Here is a 16742-nt window from a genome sequence, read left to right on the forward strand (position 1 = left end):
AAAGAAGATGGAGGGGAACTTTTACGGCAGGGTGGCGGCAGGCGTGGTATTCCTGCCCAGCCACTCGCAGCCTAACAGGGCGGCGTCGTCGCCGAGGCCGGCACGTTCCACAGCGACCTTACCCCAAGGCGTCAGGGCATGTTGGTGGATGTATTCACGTATGGCACCGATGACTTCATCACTGGCGGAAATGCCACCACCAATGAGGACGCGCTCGGGATCGTAAGCCAGCACGAGGTTGGCCGCGAAGGCTCCCCAGACGCCCAGGCTTTGGTCGCGCAATTGCCGGCAAACGCGGTCGCCAAGGGCGGCAAGGCGGAAGACCGCCATGTAGTCGATCGTGGCTTCCCGGGCCAGCAGGCTTTGCTCGAAGCCAGTCATGCTCTTCGCGTGGAGCGGCAGGGAAGCGGTGGAGGCTTCGTTTTCGGCGCAGCCGATGTTGCCGCAGACGCGGCAGATTGCGCCGGCGTGGTTGAGGGTGCTATGTCCGCCCAGGATGGCCGCTTGCCCGTGCTTGCCCCGCAGAGGGTGGCCGTTGATCAGCGCCGCGCTGCCAAGGCCGGTGCCAAGGGTGATCATCACCAGGTTGTCGCAATTACGGCCCGCGCCGTACTGCCACTCGCCGATGAGCGCCGCACGCGCATCATTCTCAATCGTCAGGGGGAGGCCGAAGAGATCCTTCGCCCACCTTTTGAAATCGATTTCCATCGCGTCGACGTACTTCCCGAAATGAGTCAGGATCCGCCCCGTCACCGGGTTCATGATGCTCGGAAATGAGATGCCGATCCCGGCGCAATCCCGCGGGGCAACTCCGGCCTCCCGGCACAACTCGCGCCACACTCCGGCGATGACCGGCAGCCGCTCCGCCAGTGGTCGATCCGACTGCGCGGGAATGGATTTTCCCGCGAGCACGGTGCCGTTTTGAACGACGCCGAGTTTGATGATCGTGCCGCCGGTATCGGCAGCGAGAATCGGATCGAGAGCGATCTTTGGGAACATGACTCGCAGGTTTGGCGCGGCGTGGAGTGATCGGGGAGAGTGACGCCGACGGCGGCCCTTTCTCAGAGATCGCAGGGGGATGTAAATCTTCCGTTCATGCGGTAGCGCGCAGGACGGCTGTCGAAACGCGGTCGAGCTGGAGCCGATCTCTGATGCATGGCCGATCAGGGGCGAAATCTCTCTGCACGATTTGTCACCTTGCTGCACAACTTGGCAGGTCTTCGGCGGAGGGCGGGGAGCCCCGGCGCCGCATTGTCGTCCGTTCGGTGAATCCGGCATCTTTGCACGAATTGTCACTACGTTGCACGCACATGCAGTTTGGTTTCCCCACCGGACCGCGTTCAGTGGATGCATCACGCAGAGACCTCAGAGCCCGGATCGTGAATGCCGGGCACGATGAACGTCATTTGAATGTCATGAGAATCAACCTGCCGATCCCGAACGCACGCCGGAAGATCATCGCGAAGGGAAGCTGGGGCACGCGGCTGTCGAGGAAGCTCACGTCCGGGAAGCCGCGAGGTTTCGCCTTGGTGGTCTCGCTTTCGTTGATGGCGTTGCTGCTCGTTCTAACGGTGGGGCTGCTCAGTTTGTCCACGCTGTCGCTGCGCACTTCGGGTCGCGAATCGGATGCCCGGACGGCGAGGGCGAATGCACGCCTGGCACTGATGCTGGCGATCGGCGACTTGCAAAAGGAACTCGGCCCGGACCGCCGGATCACGGCACCCTCTGGCATTCTTTCATCGGGCGATGACGATGCGCCAGCGCTCGCTCATCCCCAACTGACCGGCGTCTGGGATTCGCGTGAGGAAGCGCTCGGCAAGGCCCCCGACTACGACCGGGAGAAGCCGTTCCGCCGGTGGCTGGTCTCGTCGGATGATGCCGATCCACTAGGCCGCACCGACTTCGCCGACAAGGGCAGCTTCAAGCAGCCAGTGAAGCTCGTAAGCGGTCACGGGGATAGGGAGCCGGTGCACGCCGGTGGCATCGACGTGACAGCGGAGAAAGGGAGGTCCGGGAGGCTGGCATGGTGGGTGGGTGATGAAAACTGCAAGGGCTTCATCAACCCGGTATCCGAAATCGAACGGAAGGAATCCCCCCCCACGGCGGACGTGCTGGCCGCAGCGGGAACACCAGGTGCGTATGGTGTCCAGGCGGTGGAAAGTGAATTCCCGTCCAACAAACCGGAAGCCGCCAAGGTCATTACCTCAGGCCAGGGCGATCTGGCGATGGCTTCCCCGAACGCGAGCGAGAAACATTTCCACGACCTGTCGCCTTATCCGCGGAGCGTGCTCGCCAACGTCGCTAAGGGAGCACTGCGAGAGGACCTCAGCCTCTTCCTGGAGCAGTCGAGCTTTGATCGGGCTCCGGCTTGGCCGTCCACGACGCTCAATGCTCCGCTCGGACCCAACCGCAAGATCGCGCTGAGCGATGTCAATGAGTACGACGTCTTGTCGTGGAAGAGCCTCGCCCACTACAGCCGCCTGCGGAACCGGGTAACTCTGAGCAACGGCCGGCCAACGCTGACCACCTTCAACGGCAGCTCTGACGTGCAACCAGACGAACAGGTCAACCAGCGCTGGAACAGCGGGACGCTGCGTCCGGCTCCGGTGATGGTCCGGTGCCTCCTTTTCATCAGCTACGGCACCAAGCCCGATCCGGCGGATGCCCAAAAGCTGGTGGTGCGATTCTACGCCTATCCGGTGATGACCCTGTGGAACCCGTATAACGTGGATCTGCTGGTGCCCGAGTATAACATGCTGTGGACGGCGATGCCGATGGAGCACGAGATCGTGGTCAATGGCCAGGTCCGCGGGGTCTTCGACTGGCGGAACGGGGGAAAGGGCAGTGCCGTGCGCCCCATCCTCGACAAGCCTCTGCGGCTGCGCGCTGGCGAGGCGAAGATGCTAACGCCCACGCGGTGGAACTGGTTTCAAGCCGTCTCGATGCACCATGCCCACTACATGGATGCGGTGCCATTTCGTTATTCACCCGCCTTTGCCGGTGGTGAATGGGGTAATGGCAATGGTGCCGGCGGTTCGGACGCACTGATCCAAGTCAGCGGCGTGGCTTCCGATCGCGTTGAAGTGAGAACCGCGGTCAAGCTGTTTGAAAACGGTGGTACCGCCTTCGCCGCTGGCCAAGGATACCAATCCACCTTCGATATCCGTGGCAATCACTGCCTGGAGAGTGATGGCGCGTGGCCCACCTACCTTTGGTCATCGAAAGTGGCGTGGCGCTATCAGCAGGGCAGCCCGTCCCCGAACAAGCTGTCGAACGACCGGGCGCAGACGACCTTCGCCAGTTTGAACGGCGCTCCGCGTCCGTTCATGGTGATGGACGCCCAGCTCAAGGCCCTCGACGAAGCCGACCTGCCGAACAAAACGTGGGCCGATTGCATCCCGGGCCACTCCTTCCAGGGTGCGACTAATTCCAAGGGCAAGACCCCCTTCTCCGCCAGTGCCTACAAGCTGAGCCTGGAGTCGATCAACTCGTATCAGGAGGCGTCGAGCTATCTTCAGGTCGCGCCCGACGATGCTACCCACACCTATTTTGGCGGCAGTCATTTTCCGCAAGGCGGCCAATCCCTGATTACCGACATCGAGATCCCGATGGTACCCCTGACCTCGCTGGCCCAGTTGCAGCATTTGCCGCAGGCCTCGATCGACAACCTCTATTCAAGCGGGTTCTTCATGCAGAATCACGCGATCGGGAATTCCTTTGCATCTCCCGGTGTGCCGTCCAATGCCGTGAAGTCGAACCGCGGCTGGCCGTTCTGGGTGGACATGTACATGAACAATAGCGGCGGCACCATCCGCGGCGAAAAGTTCCCAAAGGAGGCCTTCCTGGAGCGGTCGAACATCGACCGCAGCTATGCGGCGAACCATCTGCTGTGGGACGACTATTTCTTCAGTTCGATGGCTCCGAAGGATGGCCTGTTGCGTGCCGCCGGGGACAAAGCTGGCATCGAAGCGACGGTCCGTGAATTCTACGAGGAAGGCAAGCCGCTGCCCAATGAACGCTATCGTCCCTACCTCACGCGGCCCGCTGAAAGTGTGATCGCCGAGTTGGTGGCCCGTGACCGGCCGACGACGAACGGTTACAAGAAAGCAGCCTCCTCGCTGATGGTGGAGGGCGGCTTCAACATCAACTCTGTCTCGGTCGCGGCGTGGAAGACTTTGCTCGCCTCCGCCCACCGCAAGCGGATGGGCATCATGGAAAGCATGGCCGGCAAGCCGGAGGTGGGCCCGGCGGGCAACTTCGTGGTCAGCCGCTTCAGCATGCCGAATGGTGGCTCCGCCGATGCGGCCAGCGGGAAGGCCGGCGACGACTTGCGGTGGACTGGCTATCGCGAACTCAAGGAAGAGCAGATCGACGCGCTGGCGCAGGCGATCGTCCGCCAGGTCAAGGCACGCGGCCCGTTCCGTTCACTGGGGGAATTCATCAATCGCCGGCTGGGGCCGGAGAGCGACGAGCGAACCCTTTATGGCGCCTTGCAAGGCGCTCTCGAAGACCCCGCGGTAAACATCAACGAGGACTTCCGCTCGGCAAGGATCACCGCCGCCGACCTGGCGGATACCGACTACGCGAACCGCAGCGCGGCGATGGGATCGCGCTATCAGGGGGCTCCCGCCTATGTCTGCCAGGCGGACCTGTTAGGACCGATCGCGCCCGTGCTCAATGCGCGTTCCGATACCTTCCTGGTGCGCGGCTACGGCGAAGCCACTGCTGGCGACGGGACGGTGACTGCCCGTGCCTGGTGTGAGGCGGTGGTGCAACGGGTGCCGGACTATCTTGATGCAACCGATTTGCCCGAAGTCGCCGCCGCTTCGCTTCGCTCGGAGGTGAACCGTAGCTTTGGCCGCCGCTTCAACATCACTTCGTTCCGTTGGCTGCCTGCGGAGGAACTGTGATCCCCATTGATCTGATCGGATGAACTCCCACTTGCGAATTCAGCGGCGTGTCTGGCGCCTCCTTGCCCGCTCGATGCCATGGCTGGCCATGGCGTGCCTACGGGCGGAACCCTCGGTGGTGTCGTTCCGTTCGGTGTGCTTCGATCCGACGGCGAGTGCACCGCCAGTCTTCCATGTCGATTCGGGCACGGGACGTGAAAGGATTCCCACCTCGAAGAATGACATTGGAGGTCCGCACAAGGCCTCGCTGCGCGACGAGGCCTTTGTCGATTTCTTCAAGACGGACTCCGACGAAACGCCTGCCTTTTCCATCAAGGTGCCTGCGGAAGGACGCGAGCGGCTGCTCTTCATGATCGTCTCCGCAGGTAAAGGTTATCAGGGAAGTGCAGTGTCGTTGCCCGCAACGGGCTTCGATGGCGGCGCGACGCTGGTCTTCAACCTTTGCCCGGTTGAGGCGGCCGTTCGCCAGGGAAATGCGAAGCCGGAGAGCTTCTCTCCCGGTAGCCACCGTCTGTTGCCCATCTCAGTGCCGCAGCAGGACGATATGATCGCCACACAGATTCTCACCCGGAAGACTGGTGGAAGCTGGGAAGCGGTACAGAGCACCCGCTGGGCCGTGGACCGGCGCTTCCGATCCTATCTTTTTCTCTACCCCTCGCCCAAGAACGGCCGGGTTACCCTGCTGGGCATTCCCGAACGCCTGGTCGACTGAACCGGAAGTGGCTTCCCCACCTCTGCCATTCGAGTGCCATGATGAGTTGCTCCAACAATCCGGGGCATTTCCAGCCGGGGAGGGATGACATCAAGCCGGCGAACTTCCGCAGCGTGGGAACTGCCGAGAGGCATGCGCCCGCCCCCGGAGGCGGATCGCCGGACCGGAGGAAGAGCATGGCGGAAACCGGGAGGTGGAGCACTCTCCGTTTCCTTGCTGGTGCATGCGATCTTCATCGTGTTGGCGATCTTCTTCTTCATCCCCTGAGTCGAGCCGCTACCGGAGAGGATCGATTTCATCCCCGGCGGGGGAGGCGGCGGAAGCAGTGGCTCTGAGGTAACCCACAAGATCCAGCAAGCGGCGCGGCAGCGAATTACTCCCACCACCGTCTCGAAGCGCATCGCATCCACCAGCCTGTCGGCTGAATTTTCCCTGTCCGATTCTGCAAGCGAACTCCCCGACGTCACCATGCCGATGGAGATGGGGTCGGCTTCTGCGGGCAAGGGCGGGGGAGCCGGGGGTGAAAGCGGCACGGGGATAGGAAGCGGCACGGGGATAGGGACGGGTCCGGGCGGTGGCCCCGGCGTCGGCCGTGGTTTCATCGATCCCAATCCCTTTGGGCTCAAGGGCGGCCCGGGACTGGTGGGCACGTTCCATGATTTCAAGCGCGATCAGACAGCCTGCTGCGGTTGGCGCTATCGGTTCATGAAGAAAACGGATGGGCCTCCCCTTCCATACACTTCCTTGTGATTTGCCGCATCGACTGGGGAGTTCAGCGACCGGTCACTGGCATTCACGCGATAGGTCGCGACTTGGGATCCGAGGTGGTTCCTCATTCATGATTCTTATATTCGCGGCGGAATTTTGCGGGAGACTTGCCGACCATACGCGAGAAGACGCGGGTCAGATAAAAGCGATCCGCGAATCCGACCGCAAAGGCGATCTCATCGATCGTCAGGGGAGTGGCCGCCAAGAGCCGTGCTGCTTCACGAATTCGCATTTGCATGACGAAGTGGGCGGGCGTGCAGTGATACTCCTTGCGGAAATGAGCGGCCAGGGAGCGCGGGGTAAGTCCGGCCAGTTTCGCCAGGGCGGGGATATCGAGCGGTTCCTGCAAATGGTTTTGGACGTGGCCCACCACGGTTTCCAGAACCGCGGACCGCAGCGATTCCTGCAGATAGGGCCGCATCCGCAGGACCGACTGGTAAAGCAAGGCCATGCTCTCGTGGTAGATGGCAAAGCGATCTCCTTCACCCACTCCCGTGAAGAGCCCACAGATCCGGTCGACCCGGTCTATCAATTCAGGATCGGCCGGCAGGACAATGGGTTCCGATTTTTGAGGTAAGACCCCGATGGTGAAGGTGAGCCAGAAATGCCGGACCGCCTCGGTGCCGTGTGAATGGAAAATCTGGCGATCGGGGATGATCACCACATGCTCGGGGCCGAGAGTGATTTCGCAGTCCGCGAAAATCACCTTATGGCCGGGGGTCGCATTGTAGTAGAAGCGCCAGAAGGGGCTGATGGTATTTGGGAAGTGCCACCAGTCGTTTTTTGTGAGGTAGCCGGTCTCATGAAGCACGATCTGGGTTTCCCGCACCGGGCCCGAGAGGGGCGAAAACTCCATGCCGACCCCCGACTGCGGCTGCTGATAGCAGCCACGGTTGAGCACTCTGAGATCAGAGTCTTGCATTCCTCAAAAAAGCGTTAAGCAGGGAGCGAGGTCAATGCGGGGTTTTTCCGAAAAGTCCATAAATGAGGTGCCAAAATGCATGGAATTCCGCGCCTTCCCCCAGCCATGGTCAGTCCCGCCGGTGCGCGCCACTGACCCCCATTTTCAGATCTCTCCATGAACATCGGTCCCATCGATTGGATTATCGTCGTTGTCTACCTCGTCGGGGTGGTGGGACTCGGCTGCTGGGCCGGAATTGTCGCCAGAAGGAAAGGCAAGACGAAGGGGGAGTCCGAGGCCGGCGACTACTTCATGGCCGCACATACCCTGAAGTGGCCCGTCATCGGACTCGCGCTCTTCGCCACCAACATCTCCTGCGTCCACCTCGTCAGCCTCGCCCAGTCGGGCTACGACACCGGTCTGCTCAATGGGAACTTCGAGTGGATGGCCGCATTCACGCTAATCCTGCTCGGCTTCTTCTTCGCGCCCTTCTACCTGAAGTCGAAGGTCGCGACGCTGCCCGACTTCCTTGAGAAGCGATACTGCCGCGAGTGCCGCGACTGGCTGGCCGTGGTGTCCATTGTCGCAGCGATCATCTTCCACATCGCCTTTCCCCTGGCGACCGGCTGGCTGATCCTGCACGACATCTTCGGCATCGAGAAATGGACCTGCATTGTCGTGATGTGTGTCCTCACCGGGATCTACACCGTCACCGGTGGTTTGGCGGCGGTTGCCATCACCGAGACCATCCAGACGATCATCCTGCTGCTGGGTGCCTTTGTCATCACGTGGTTTGCATGGGAGAAGACTGGCGGGTGGGGTGGCATGACCGCCGCGCTCGACTCCACCCCGGGCTCCAGCGACAGCCAGTTGATGAGCATGCTCCGCCCGCACGGTGACCCCAGCGGCATGCCATGGTATGCGGTGTTTCTCGGCTATCCCGTGCTGGGTATCTGGTACTGGTGCGCGGATCAGACGATTGTCCAGCGGGTGCTCGGCGCGCGCAGCGAGAACGACGCCCGCGTCGGCTCGATCTTCTGCGGCTTGATCAAGATCTTGCCGGTCTTCATCTTCATCGTGCCTGGACTGATGCTCTACACGGCGGTGAAGCAGGGGAGGGTGGATGGCGTTTCCCAAGTCCGCGTCGTCGGCACGGCGACCGCTCCCGATGGCACCAAGGAACACACCATCGCCCTCACCGGAGCCACCGGTGCGGGGGAGACGATCATCGTCAAACAAGGCGACCAGCTCGATCTTTCCCAGTACCCTGCGGCTGCTTCGGGCAAGGAGCCCGCGATCATCATCGGCCCCGGCGTGCCGGTGAAAGGGGACGGCAACGGTAGTATGCTCACCCCGCCGGGCGTGAAGGCCTATCAGTCCAAGGAGGTGTATGCCGTGATGATCCGCAAGCTGCTGCCGAGCGGCGTTCTCGGAGTGCTCGCCGCGGCATTGATGGCCGCACTGATGGGGAATCTTTCGAGCGCCTCGAACTCCATTGCGACAATGGTCAGCTACGACATCGTCAAACGCTTCCGGCCGCACACCGGCGACAAGCAACTGGTCCGGATCGGCCGCATTGCCACGCTGGTCGCGATCTCCTCGGGCATCGCGCTGGTGCCGCTGCTCGACCGCTACGAGAGCATCTTCAGCGGGATCAATGACATCATTGCTCACATGGCGCCGCCGATCACCAGTGTGTTCGTCCTCGGCGTGTTTTGGCCCGCCGCTTCCGCCCGCGGAGCGAAGTGGACCATGTGGCTTGGCTCGCTTCTGGGCGTCATGGCCTTCACGTTGAAAACCCTGCACGTTTGGAAGCCCGCCGACTTCGCATGGGTGCCGGCGTTCCTTTACGAGACGCCGTTCATGATGATGGCGTTTTACATGTGCGTCGCCTGCATCGCGATGCAGGTCGTGTTCACGCTGCTGATGCCGAAGGAAGCTGGTGAAGATCCCCAGTCGCTCTACTGGCGTTACCCGCTCGAAGCGCTGGAGTTCCCCGGCTGGCGGGGGCTCGGCAACTACAAGGTCCTCGCGGCGATTGTCATCCTCGCAATGACTTCACTCTACGCCATCTTCCGCTGACCTGCCATGAAGGCCCGCCTCATCATCCTTCTCCTTGCCGGTGTCGTCGGTGCCTGCGCACCGACCCGCGTCGAACGCCATGCCTGGGTCACCGGCTTGAAGCCGGAGAAGGCCAGCTACTATCGCAAGCTTCACGCCAACCCGTGGCCGTCCGTCAACGTGACGCTCAAGGAGTGCAATGTGAGAGAATTTGTCATCTACGAACGGGACATCGAAGCGAAGACCTACCTTTTCGCCTACCTTGAGTATACGGGGAAGGACTTCGACGCCGACATGAAGAAGATGGCCGCGGATCCCCAGACCCAACGCTGGTGGAAGGAAACCGATCCGTGCCAGTCGCCACTGCCGGACGCACTCAAGGCCGGCAAGATCTGGGCCGATACCCGGGAACTCTACCATTTGCCCTAACGACTGGAGCTTCACGCCAAGTTTGCCATGCTACTCAAGGATCACGTCATTTTCCTCACCGGTGGTTCCACCGGGATCGGGCTCGATTGTGCGAAGGCGTATGCGGCGGAAGGCGCCAAGGTCGCGCTGGTGGCACGAAACGGCGAGCTCGCCGCACAAGCTGCCACCGCCCTCGGTCCCGACCACCTGGGTTTCGCCTGCGATGTCTCCAGCGATGCTGACGTCAAGGCCGCCATCGGGCAGGTGCTTGCTCGCTACGGGAAGCTCGATGCCATCCATAACAACGCTGGCATCGCGACGCCGAGCAAGCCGCTCCACGAAACCACGGACGAGGAGTGGGATGCCCTCTTCAACATCAACCTCAAGAGCGTGCTCCACACCACGCGACACGGGATCGTGGCATTGCGCGCCTCGCGAGGGTGCATCCTCAACACCTCCAGCCTGGTCGGCGTGATCGGCCAGGAAATCCATGCCGCCTACACCGCCAGCAAGGGCGGCATGAACACGCTCACCAAGTCGATGGCGCTCGACTATGCCAAAGAAGGGATCCGGGTGAACGCCGTCTGCCCGGCCGGCACCTGGACGCCGATGCTCCGCCAGTGGGCTGCCGAACAACCCGACCCAGCGGGGATTACCCAGTACCTGGATGACATCCACGCCTTGGGCTATTGCCCGGAGGGCGACGTTGTCGCGGATGCCTGCGTGTTCCTGCTTTCCTCCAAGTCGCGGTTCATCACGGGGCACATCATGCATGTCTCGGGCGGAGCTGAGATCGGCTACCGCGCTGTACGGCAAGGGTGCGATGAAGTTCCTTCCGGTCCTGCTCACTCGGATACGGGCACCCGTCTTCAGTCCGCCGCCGACCAGTCCATGGGGAATGGCGAACCGAAGGAAGCTGTCACCACCCACTGACCCGATCGCTCGAAACCATGATCACCCGCATTTCCATCGGCAAATCTCCATCCGCCATTATGCTCAAGGTGAAACGCCTCTTGCTAGCGCCGTGCTGTCTGCTGTGGCTCGGCCCTGCCCTCCACGCGCAAAGCTCGGTGCGCGGTCCCCTGCGACCTGAACACACGCCAAGCTTCAAGTTCCAATCATTCTCGCCGGAGCGCTGGGACACCAGTTCGTTTGCCCCCGCCGGAGCGCAGCAGTGGTGGCAAGAGGCGCGGCTCGGAATGTTCGTTCATTTCGGCGTGGCGAGCCTGAAGGGTGTGGAACTCGGTTGGGGGAGGGGAACCCACCTCTCGCCCGATGGCGGCACAGGGCCAATCCCGGACGAAGTTTATGACAACCTCTACAAGGACTTCAAACTGGAGAACTTCGATGCCAAGGAATGGGTGAACATCGCGCGTTCCGCAGGCGCGAAGTACATCGTCATCGTCACCAAACACCACGACGGCTTCCACATGTGGGATACCGCGTTTTCGGACTACAAGATCACGAACTCGCCCTTCGATCGGGACTACATCAAAGAGCTGGCCGATGCCTGCCACGCGGCGGGCATGCCGATCGGGTTCTATTTCGCCCAGCGGGAATTCTATCACCCCCAGTACAATCCCAGGGGCAATCTTGCGGGACGCGACCACAAGAAATACCTCGAGTATCAATTCAACGCCGTCCGGGAGCTGCTGACCAAGTATGGCAAGATTGATATCTTATGGCTGGATGCCGCTTGGTGGGGAGGAATGTTCAAGGAGGAGGATTGGGACGCGGAACGGCTTTATCGGCTGATTCGCGAGTGCCAGCCCCAGATCCTTATCAACAATCGGGCCTCGATCCCCGGAGACTTCGACACGCCCGAGCAGCACGTCGGCAACTTCCAGCACGATCGTCCTTGGGAATCCTGTGTCACCCTCACCTCGCAATGGAGCTACCATCCCACCGCCGGGGTAAAGTCGGTCCAACAGCTCATCTCCCTTCTTGTCCAGACCTCCACCGGTGACGGCAATCTGCTACTGAACGTCGGGCCGATGCCAACCGGCGAGATCCAGCCCAAGGAGGTCGCTGCCCTGAAAGGCGTGGGCGAATGGCTGAAAAAATACGGGGTAAGCGTCTACCACACCCGCGGCGGTCCTCTGCGTAACTCCACCTGGGGGGGGACGACTTACCGTGGTGATACGGTTTACGTTCATATCCTTCGCTGGCCGGGCCCCAGTCTTCCGCTTGCGCCCATCGATGAAAAGATCGTGTCCGCCCGCGCGCTCACCGGGGGAGCGGTGAAATTCGAGCAATCCGCTGGAGTCATCACCCTCAGCATGGACGAGAAGGACCGCGATCCGCTCGACACCATCATCGAACTCAAGCTCGACCGTCCGGTCACCAAAATCTACGAGGCCAAGGCCGCGCCCTCCATTTTCGATGGCCCGGGCTATGGAGAGGTGATCTCCGGAGCCGCTACTTTCACGGCCAGTTCCTCATGGCCGGAATATGACGACCCGTCCCTTCACCCCACGCTCTTCACCGGCAAAAACCAGGACTATGCCTTCCACACCATGAGCGAGAAGAGCCCATGGGCGATCATCGATCTCGGAGGGGTTAAAAACATCAAAGGCCTTCGCATCGCCAACCGCCGCGGCGATACGCGAGCCCGAGACCTGGAAGTGTTGGTTTCCGCGGACAAGTCGGAGTGGACACCGGTCTGGAAAGCCGCCTCCCATGCGGAGATTTGGTCGGTTCCAGTCACCCAATTCGTGGCTGGAGCGTATGTGCCTGGCAAGAACGCCCGCTACGTCAAACTCCAACTCCCGGAAGGCGCATCGCGGCCACTACTTCTCAAGCAAGTCGAAGTTTTCGGCGAGCAAAATTAAGTCCGGGCGGCACCGGCAAGTCTCCTGTCAACATGATCACCCGCATTGCCACTCGCGACGCCCGCTACCCGATCGGTTCCGGCCATGGCTCGGACGCCATTCATCGCGACCCGATTTACTCCTACGCCACGCTGCTCCTGCATGACGACTCGGGCCTGACCGGGACCGGACTCGCCTTCACCTTGGGCGAGGGGAACGATCTCGTCTGCCGCGCCGCTGAGTTCTACGCCGCTCGCCTCGTCGGGCGCGACATCGAGGAGGTCATGGCTGATTTCGGCAACCTCCAGCGCGCCATGGCCGATGAGCAGCAGTTCCGCTGGCTCGGACCGCACAAGGGCGTGGTGCAGCTCGCGCTCGCCTCCGTCACCAACGCCTGTTGGGACCTCTGGGCCAAGAAGCGCGGCGTCCCGCTCTGGAAGCTCCTTATCGACCTCAAGCCGGCCGAAGTCGTCGCCACGCTCGACCTCTCCTATCTCGAGGATTACCTCATGCCCGCTGACGCGCTCTCGATCCTCGAAGCCGCCGAGCCGACCCGAGAATCCCGCAGCGGCGTCTTGAAAAGCGGATACACCGGCTATGACACCTCCGTTGGCTGGTTCAACTATTCCGACGAGCAGGTGCGTGAGAATACAAGGAAGGCCGTCGCCGCCGGATTCACCGCCATGAAACTCAAGGTCGGCTCGAAGGAGGCGGAGCGCGACATCCGCCGCGCCAACATCGTCCGCGAGGCGGCCGGAGACGAGGTGCGCGTGATGGTGGACGCGAACCAGCAGTGGACGCTTCCGCAGGCGCTCGACATCTGCAGGAAGCTGCTCCCGATGGACCCTTTCTGGATCGAGGAACCGACGCACCCGGACGACATCCTTGCGCACAAGACGCTCGCTGATGTGATCGGCCGTCACCGCGTCGCCACCGGCGAGCATGTGCCGAACCGCGTCATCTTTAAGAATTACCTCCAGATGGAGTGCATGGGCTTCTGCCAGGTGGACGCCGTGCGCGTGGCCGGTGTGAGCGAGTTCCTCGCGATCAGCCTGATGGCCCGCAAGGCCGGCATCCCCGTCGTGCCGCACGTCGGCGACATGGGCCAGCTCCACCAGCACCTCGTGCTCTTCAACCATATCGGGCTGGGCCACGAGGCGCTCTTTCTCGAGCACATTCCTCACCTGCGCGGGCACTTCGTTCATCCCGTCCGCGTCGAGGGCGGCGTCTATCAGACGCCTCAGGAACCGGGCGCATCGTGTGACTTGCTCTGACCTGCCATGGACCGTATCGACTGCCATCAGCATCTCCTTTATCCGGAGCATTTCTCATACGACTGGACGGCGGCGTTCCCGGTTCTTGGGGGGAAATCATTCCGCGTGAATGACTACCGCGCCGCGACGGTCACGTCCCAAGTGAGGGAGTCCATCTTCATGGAGGTCGATGTGCCCTTCGCGCAAGCGGTCGGTGAAGCCGCGTTCTTCTGTGAGCTCGCGGACGATCCCGCGAACGGGATTTCGGGGGTCATCGCGGCCTGCCGTCCCGAAGAGAATGACATCAGTGCCTGGCTCCAGGCTACGGCGCATCCACGTCTGGTGGGATACCGCCGCGTGCTGCATACCCAACCCGACGAGTTGTCCACCGCTCCGGTCTTTCGTGAAAACGTCGCGCGGATCGGGACGAAGGGTCTCACTTTCGATCTCTGCATACTGCCGCGTCAGCATGCAATCGCCGCGGAACTCATCGATGCCTGTCCGGGCACGCGCTTCGTCCTCGACCATTGCGGGGTTCCGGACATTGCGGCGGGTGATCTCAATTTCTGGAAGGCCGGACTGAAGGAGCTTTCGCGTCGCCCCAACCTCGCGTGCAAGATCTCCGGCATCATCGCCTACGCCTCGCCGGAGCGCATCGAAGCCGACACCCTGCGCCCGGTCGTCGAACACGTGATCGATTGTTTCGGCTGGGACCGCTTGGTTTGGGGGAGCGATTGGCCGCTCTGCAATCTCACCCGTGACATGACCACCTGGATCACACTGCTGGATGAGATTCTGGCGGGTTGCTCCCAAGACGAACTCGATCGCCTCTATCAGCGCAACGTGCGGCGCATTTATCAACTGAAGCCTTTTGCTCCATGAGTCCTTCCTCTCAAGCCCTCGTGACCGGTGCTGGATCCGGTATTGGCCGTGCCATCGCGCTCCGTCTGGCTGCAGCCGGCGCTCACATTCACATCCTGGAACTCCGCGCGGAAGCTGGCGAGGAGACCGCAGTCGCCATCCGCGAGGGCGGCGGCAGTGCATCGGTCGTCGCCGCCGATGTCTCCGATACCGAATCGGTCCGCGAAGCCTTTGCCTCGCTCGATCGCCTCGACATCCTGGTCAACAACGCCGGCATCGCCCATATCGGCAATGTCCTCAACACCACACCGGCCGATCTCGATCGTCTCTATCAGGTCAATGTCCGCGGTGTGTACCACTGTCTCCACTTTGGCGTCGCCAAGATGCTCGCCAGTGGCGGAGGCTCGATCGTCAATCTGGCGTCCATCGCTTCAAAGGTCGGCATCGCCGATCGCTTTGCTTACAGCATGACGAAGGGTGCGGTGCTCACCATGACGCTCTCGGTAGCCCGCGATTTCGTGGACAAGGGTATCCGCTGTAACTGCATTTGCCCGGCCCGCGTTCACACACCCTTTGTCGATGGCTTCCTCGCCGCGAACTATCCGGGACGTGAAGCGGAAATGTTTGCCAAACTGTCTGCCTCGCAGCCGATCGGCCGCATGGGCACTCCGGAGGAAGTCGCCGCCCTCGCTGCTTTCCTTTGCTCCCCTGAGGCCTCATTCATCACCGGCTCCGCCTACGATCTCGACGGCGGCTTCACCTTGCTCCGCTAATCCGCACCACGCTCCACTCGCTCATGAAACTCATCCGTCACGGTCAGCCCGGCCATGAGAAAACCGGCGTCATCCTCGCCGATGGTCGCCACATCGATGTTTCCGCCGCCTTCGCCAACTACGATGAAGCCTTCTTCGCCAGCGATGGCCTCACTCGACTAACAGAATGGCTTGCGGCCAACGCCACCAGTGCTCCCGAGGTGGCGGCCGGCGCCCGTTTGGGTTCTCCCATTGCCCGCCCCAGCAAGATCATCTGCATCGGCCTGAACTACCGCGACCACGCCGCCGAGTCCGGCATGGCCGAGCCCGCCGAACCGGTCGTCTTCTTCAAGGCCACCACCGCGCTTACCGGTCCCGACGACGGGCTGGTCATCCCGCGTAGCTCGGAGAAGACCGACTGGGAGGTCGAGCTTGCCGTGGTCATCGGCAAGACCGCCAAGCACGTGTCCTACGAGGATGCCCTGTCGCACGTCGCCGGCTACGTCCTTCACAACGACTACAGCGAACGCGCCTGGCAGCTCGAACGCGGCGGGCAATGGGTGAAAGGCAAGAGTGCCGATACCTACGCCCCGCTCGGCCCCTGGCTCGCCACCCCGGATGAGATCGTCGATCCCCACGCTCTGCGCCTCTGGCTTACCGTGAATGGCGAGAAGAAGCAGGACGGCAACACCGCCAACTTCATTTTCAACATTCCGCACGTCATCAGCTACCTCAGCGGCTTCATGACGCTCCTGCCCGGCGACGTGATCTCCACCGGCACGCCTGCCGGCGTTGGACTCGGCTTCAATCCGCCCCAGTATCTCAAGCCGGGCGACGTGATCGAACTCGGAATCGACGGACTCGGCAGCCAGCGCCAGGTGGCGAGCGCGGAGGCATAACCAAACTGCATCGGCGGACAAGAACGTCGAGAGGCCGCTACGACGCGCACCCGCTTAGCTGGCGAGGTCACTTCATCTTTACCCCGGCTCAGCCAGCCCTTGCCATCCAACGACGGTTCGGCGGGTTGACCGCGTCCCGGCATTCGCGGCCTACGCAAACAGGGTGATGAGATCGACTTGCCGTCGAGGACAAGGAGGGGAGGGGCGCTTTCCCCCGGAGCAATCCGAGGGGCGCGTGCGTTTCTGATCGCGGCAGGGAAGTGGAGAGGCGTGGGATTGGTTCCCAGGTGAATGAGGTCCAGGCCTGATGGAAGTGGGTGCTTGTTAGATGGGTCCAAGTATCCCTTTGAAGTTCATTCACGAGAGCGAATTTCTTGCTCAAGCACAGGTGGAACCCCCGTTTGGAC

The 16742-nt window shown here is 61.9% G+C and carries 12 protein-coding genes; 10 read left to right on the forward strand and 2 right to left on the reverse strand.

What is annotated here, in order from left to right; translation table 11 throughout:
• Nucleotides 1–21 precede the first annotated feature (21 nt).
• Nucleotides 22–999: an ROK family protein gene (locus tag OKA05_RS14895; RefSeq protein ID WP_264487959.1), complete on the reverse strand. Its 978-nt coding sequence runs from the start codon at nucleotides 997–999 to the stop codon at nucleotides 22–24.
• 416 nt (nucleotides 1000–1415) lie between these two features.
• Here OKA05_RS14895 and OKA05_RS14900 point away from each other — a divergent pair, with 416 nt between their 5' ends.
• Together OKA05_RS14900 and OKA05_RS14905 are read left to right on the forward strand one after the other, a co-directional pair.
• Nucleotides 1416–4910, forward strand: a complete 3495-nt coding sequence (locus OKA05_RS14900; RefSeq protein WP_264487960.1) for a hypothetical protein — start codon at nucleotides 1416–1418, stop codon at nucleotides 4908–4910.
• A gap of 19 nt (nucleotides 4911–4929) precedes the next feature.
• Entirely contained in the window at nucleotides 4930–5622 is a 693-nt protein-coding gene (locus OKA05_RS14905) for a hypothetical protein (RefSeq protein ID WP_264487961.1), read from the forward strand.
• Between the two features lie 832 nt (nucleotides 5623–6454).
• Here OKA05_RS14905 and OKA05_RS14910 read toward each other — a convergent pair.
• Nucleotides 6455–7312, reverse strand: a complete 858-nt coding sequence (locus OKA05_RS14910) for an AraC family transcriptional regulator (protein WP_264487962.1) — start codon at nucleotides 7310–7312, stop codon at nucleotides 6455–6457.
• Nucleotides 7313–7468: 156 nt separating this feature from the next.
• Between OKA05_RS14910 and OKA05_RS14915 the strand changes: the two genes are divergently transcribed.
• From OKA05_RS14915 to OKA05_RS14950, 8 genes are read left to right on the forward strand one after another with little or no spacing between them, the layout of a single operon-like run.
• On the forward strand, nucleotides 7469–9373 hold the full coding sequence (locus OKA05_RS14915) for a sodium:solute symporter family transporter (RefSeq protein ID WP_264487963.1): 1905 nt from the start codon (nucleotides 7469–7471) through the stop codon (nucleotides 9371–9373).
• 6 nt (nucleotides 9374–9379) lie between these two features.
• Nucleotides 9380–9781, forward strand: a complete 402-nt coding sequence (locus tag OKA05_RS14920; RefSeq protein WP_264487964.1) for an L-rhamnose mutarotase — start codon at nucleotides 9380–9382, stop codon at nucleotides 9779–9781.
• Nucleotides 9782–9808: 27 nt separating this feature from the next.
• Nucleotides 9809–10693: an SDR family NAD(P)-dependent oxidoreductase gene (locus OKA05_RS14925; RefSeq protein ID WP_264487965.1), complete on the forward strand. Its 885-nt coding sequence runs from the start codon at nucleotides 9809–9811 to the stop codon at nucleotides 10691–10693.
• A 17-nt stretch (nucleotides 10694–10710) separates the two neighbouring features.
• Nucleotides 10711–12591 carry an alpha-L-fucosidase gene (locus tag OKA05_RS14930; protein ID WP_264487966.1) on the forward strand — a complete coding sequence of 627 codons (1881 nt, stop codon included), beginning with the start codon at nucleotides 10711–10713 and terminating at the stop codon, nucleotides 12589–12591.
• Between the two features lie 32 nt (nucleotides 12592–12623).
• On the forward strand, nucleotides 12624–13844 hold the full coding sequence (locus OKA05_RS14935) for an enolase C-terminal domain-like protein (protein ID WP_264487967.1): 1221 nt from the start codon (nucleotides 12624–12626) through the stop codon (nucleotides 13842–13844).
• Between the two features lie 6 nt (nucleotides 13845–13850).
• Nucleotides 13851–14705 carry an amidohydrolase family protein gene (locus tag OKA05_RS14940; RefSeq protein WP_264487968.1) on the forward strand — a complete coding sequence of 285 codons (855 nt, stop codon included), beginning with the start codon at nucleotides 13851–13853 and terminating at the stop codon, nucleotides 14703–14705.
• Nucleotides 14702–15457: an SDR family NAD(P)-dependent oxidoreductase gene (locus OKA05_RS14945; RefSeq protein ID WP_264487969.1), complete on the forward strand. Its 756-nt coding sequence runs from the start codon at nucleotides 14702–14704 to the stop codon at nucleotides 15455–15457. The genes OKA05_RS14940 and OKA05_RS14945 overlap by 4 nt, the downstream gene beginning before the upstream one ends.
• Before the next feature lie 23 nt (nucleotides 15458–15480).
• Nucleotides 15481–16335: a fumarylacetoacetate hydrolase family protein gene (locus OKA05_RS14950; protein WP_264487970.1), complete on the forward strand. Its 855-nt coding sequence runs from the start codon at nucleotides 15481–15483 to the stop codon at nucleotides 16333–16335.
• Nucleotides 16336–16742: the final 407 nt, after the last annotated feature.

Source organism: Luteolibacter arcticus, assembly GCF_025950235.1.
In the GTDB taxonomy this organism is placed as follows: Bacteria; Verrucomicrobiota; Verrucomicrobiia; order Verrucomicrobiales; family Akkermansiaceae; genus Haloferula; species Haloferula arctica.

Coding starts and splice junctions, on each gene's coding strand:
- OKA05_RS14905 (WP_264487961.1), top strand. CDS start 4,930: ATGAACTCCCACTTGCGAATTCAGCGGCGTGTCTGGCGCCTCCTTGCC.
- OKA05_RS14950 (WP_264487970.1), top strand. CDS start 15,481: ATGAAACTCATCCGTCACGGTCAGCCCGGCCATGAGAAAACCGGCGTC.
- OKA05_RS14945 (WP_264487969.1), top strand. CDS start 14,702: ATGAGTCCTTCCTCTCAAGCCCTCGTGACCGGTGCTGGATCCGGTATT.
- OKA05_RS14915 (WP_264487963.1), top strand. CDS start 7,469: ATGAACATCGGTCCCATCGATTGGATTATCGTCGTTGTCTACCTCGTC.
- OKA05_RS14900 (WP_264487960.1), top strand. CDS start 1,416: ATGAGAATCAACCTGCCGATCCCGAACGCACGCCGGAAGATCATCGCG.
- OKA05_RS14935 (WP_264487967.1), top strand. CDS start 12,624: ATGATCACCCGCATTGCCACTCGCGACGCCCGCTACCCGATCGGTTCC.
- OKA05_RS14895 (WP_264487959.1), bottom strand. CDS start 999: ATGTTCCCAAAGATCGCTCTCGATCCGATTCTCGCTGCCGATACCGGC.
- OKA05_RS14930 (WP_264487966.1), top strand. CDS start 10,711: ATGATCACCCGCATTTCCATCGGCAAATCTCCATCCGCCATTATGCTC.
- OKA05_RS14920 (WP_264487964.1), top strand. CDS start 9,380: ATGAAGGCCCGCCTCATCATCCTTCTCCTTGCCGGTGTCGTCGGTGCC.
- OKA05_RS14910 (WP_264487962.1), bottom strand. CDS start 7,312: ATGCAAGACTCTGATCTCAGAGTGCTCAACCGTGGCTGCTATCAGCAG.
- OKA05_RS14925 (WP_264487965.1), top strand. CDS start 9,809: ATGCTACTCAAGGATCACGTCATTTTCCTCACCGGTGGTTCCACCGGG.
- OKA05_RS14940 (WP_264487968.1), top strand. CDS start 13,851: ATGGACCGTATCGACTGCCATCAGCATCTCCTTTATCCGGAGCATTTC.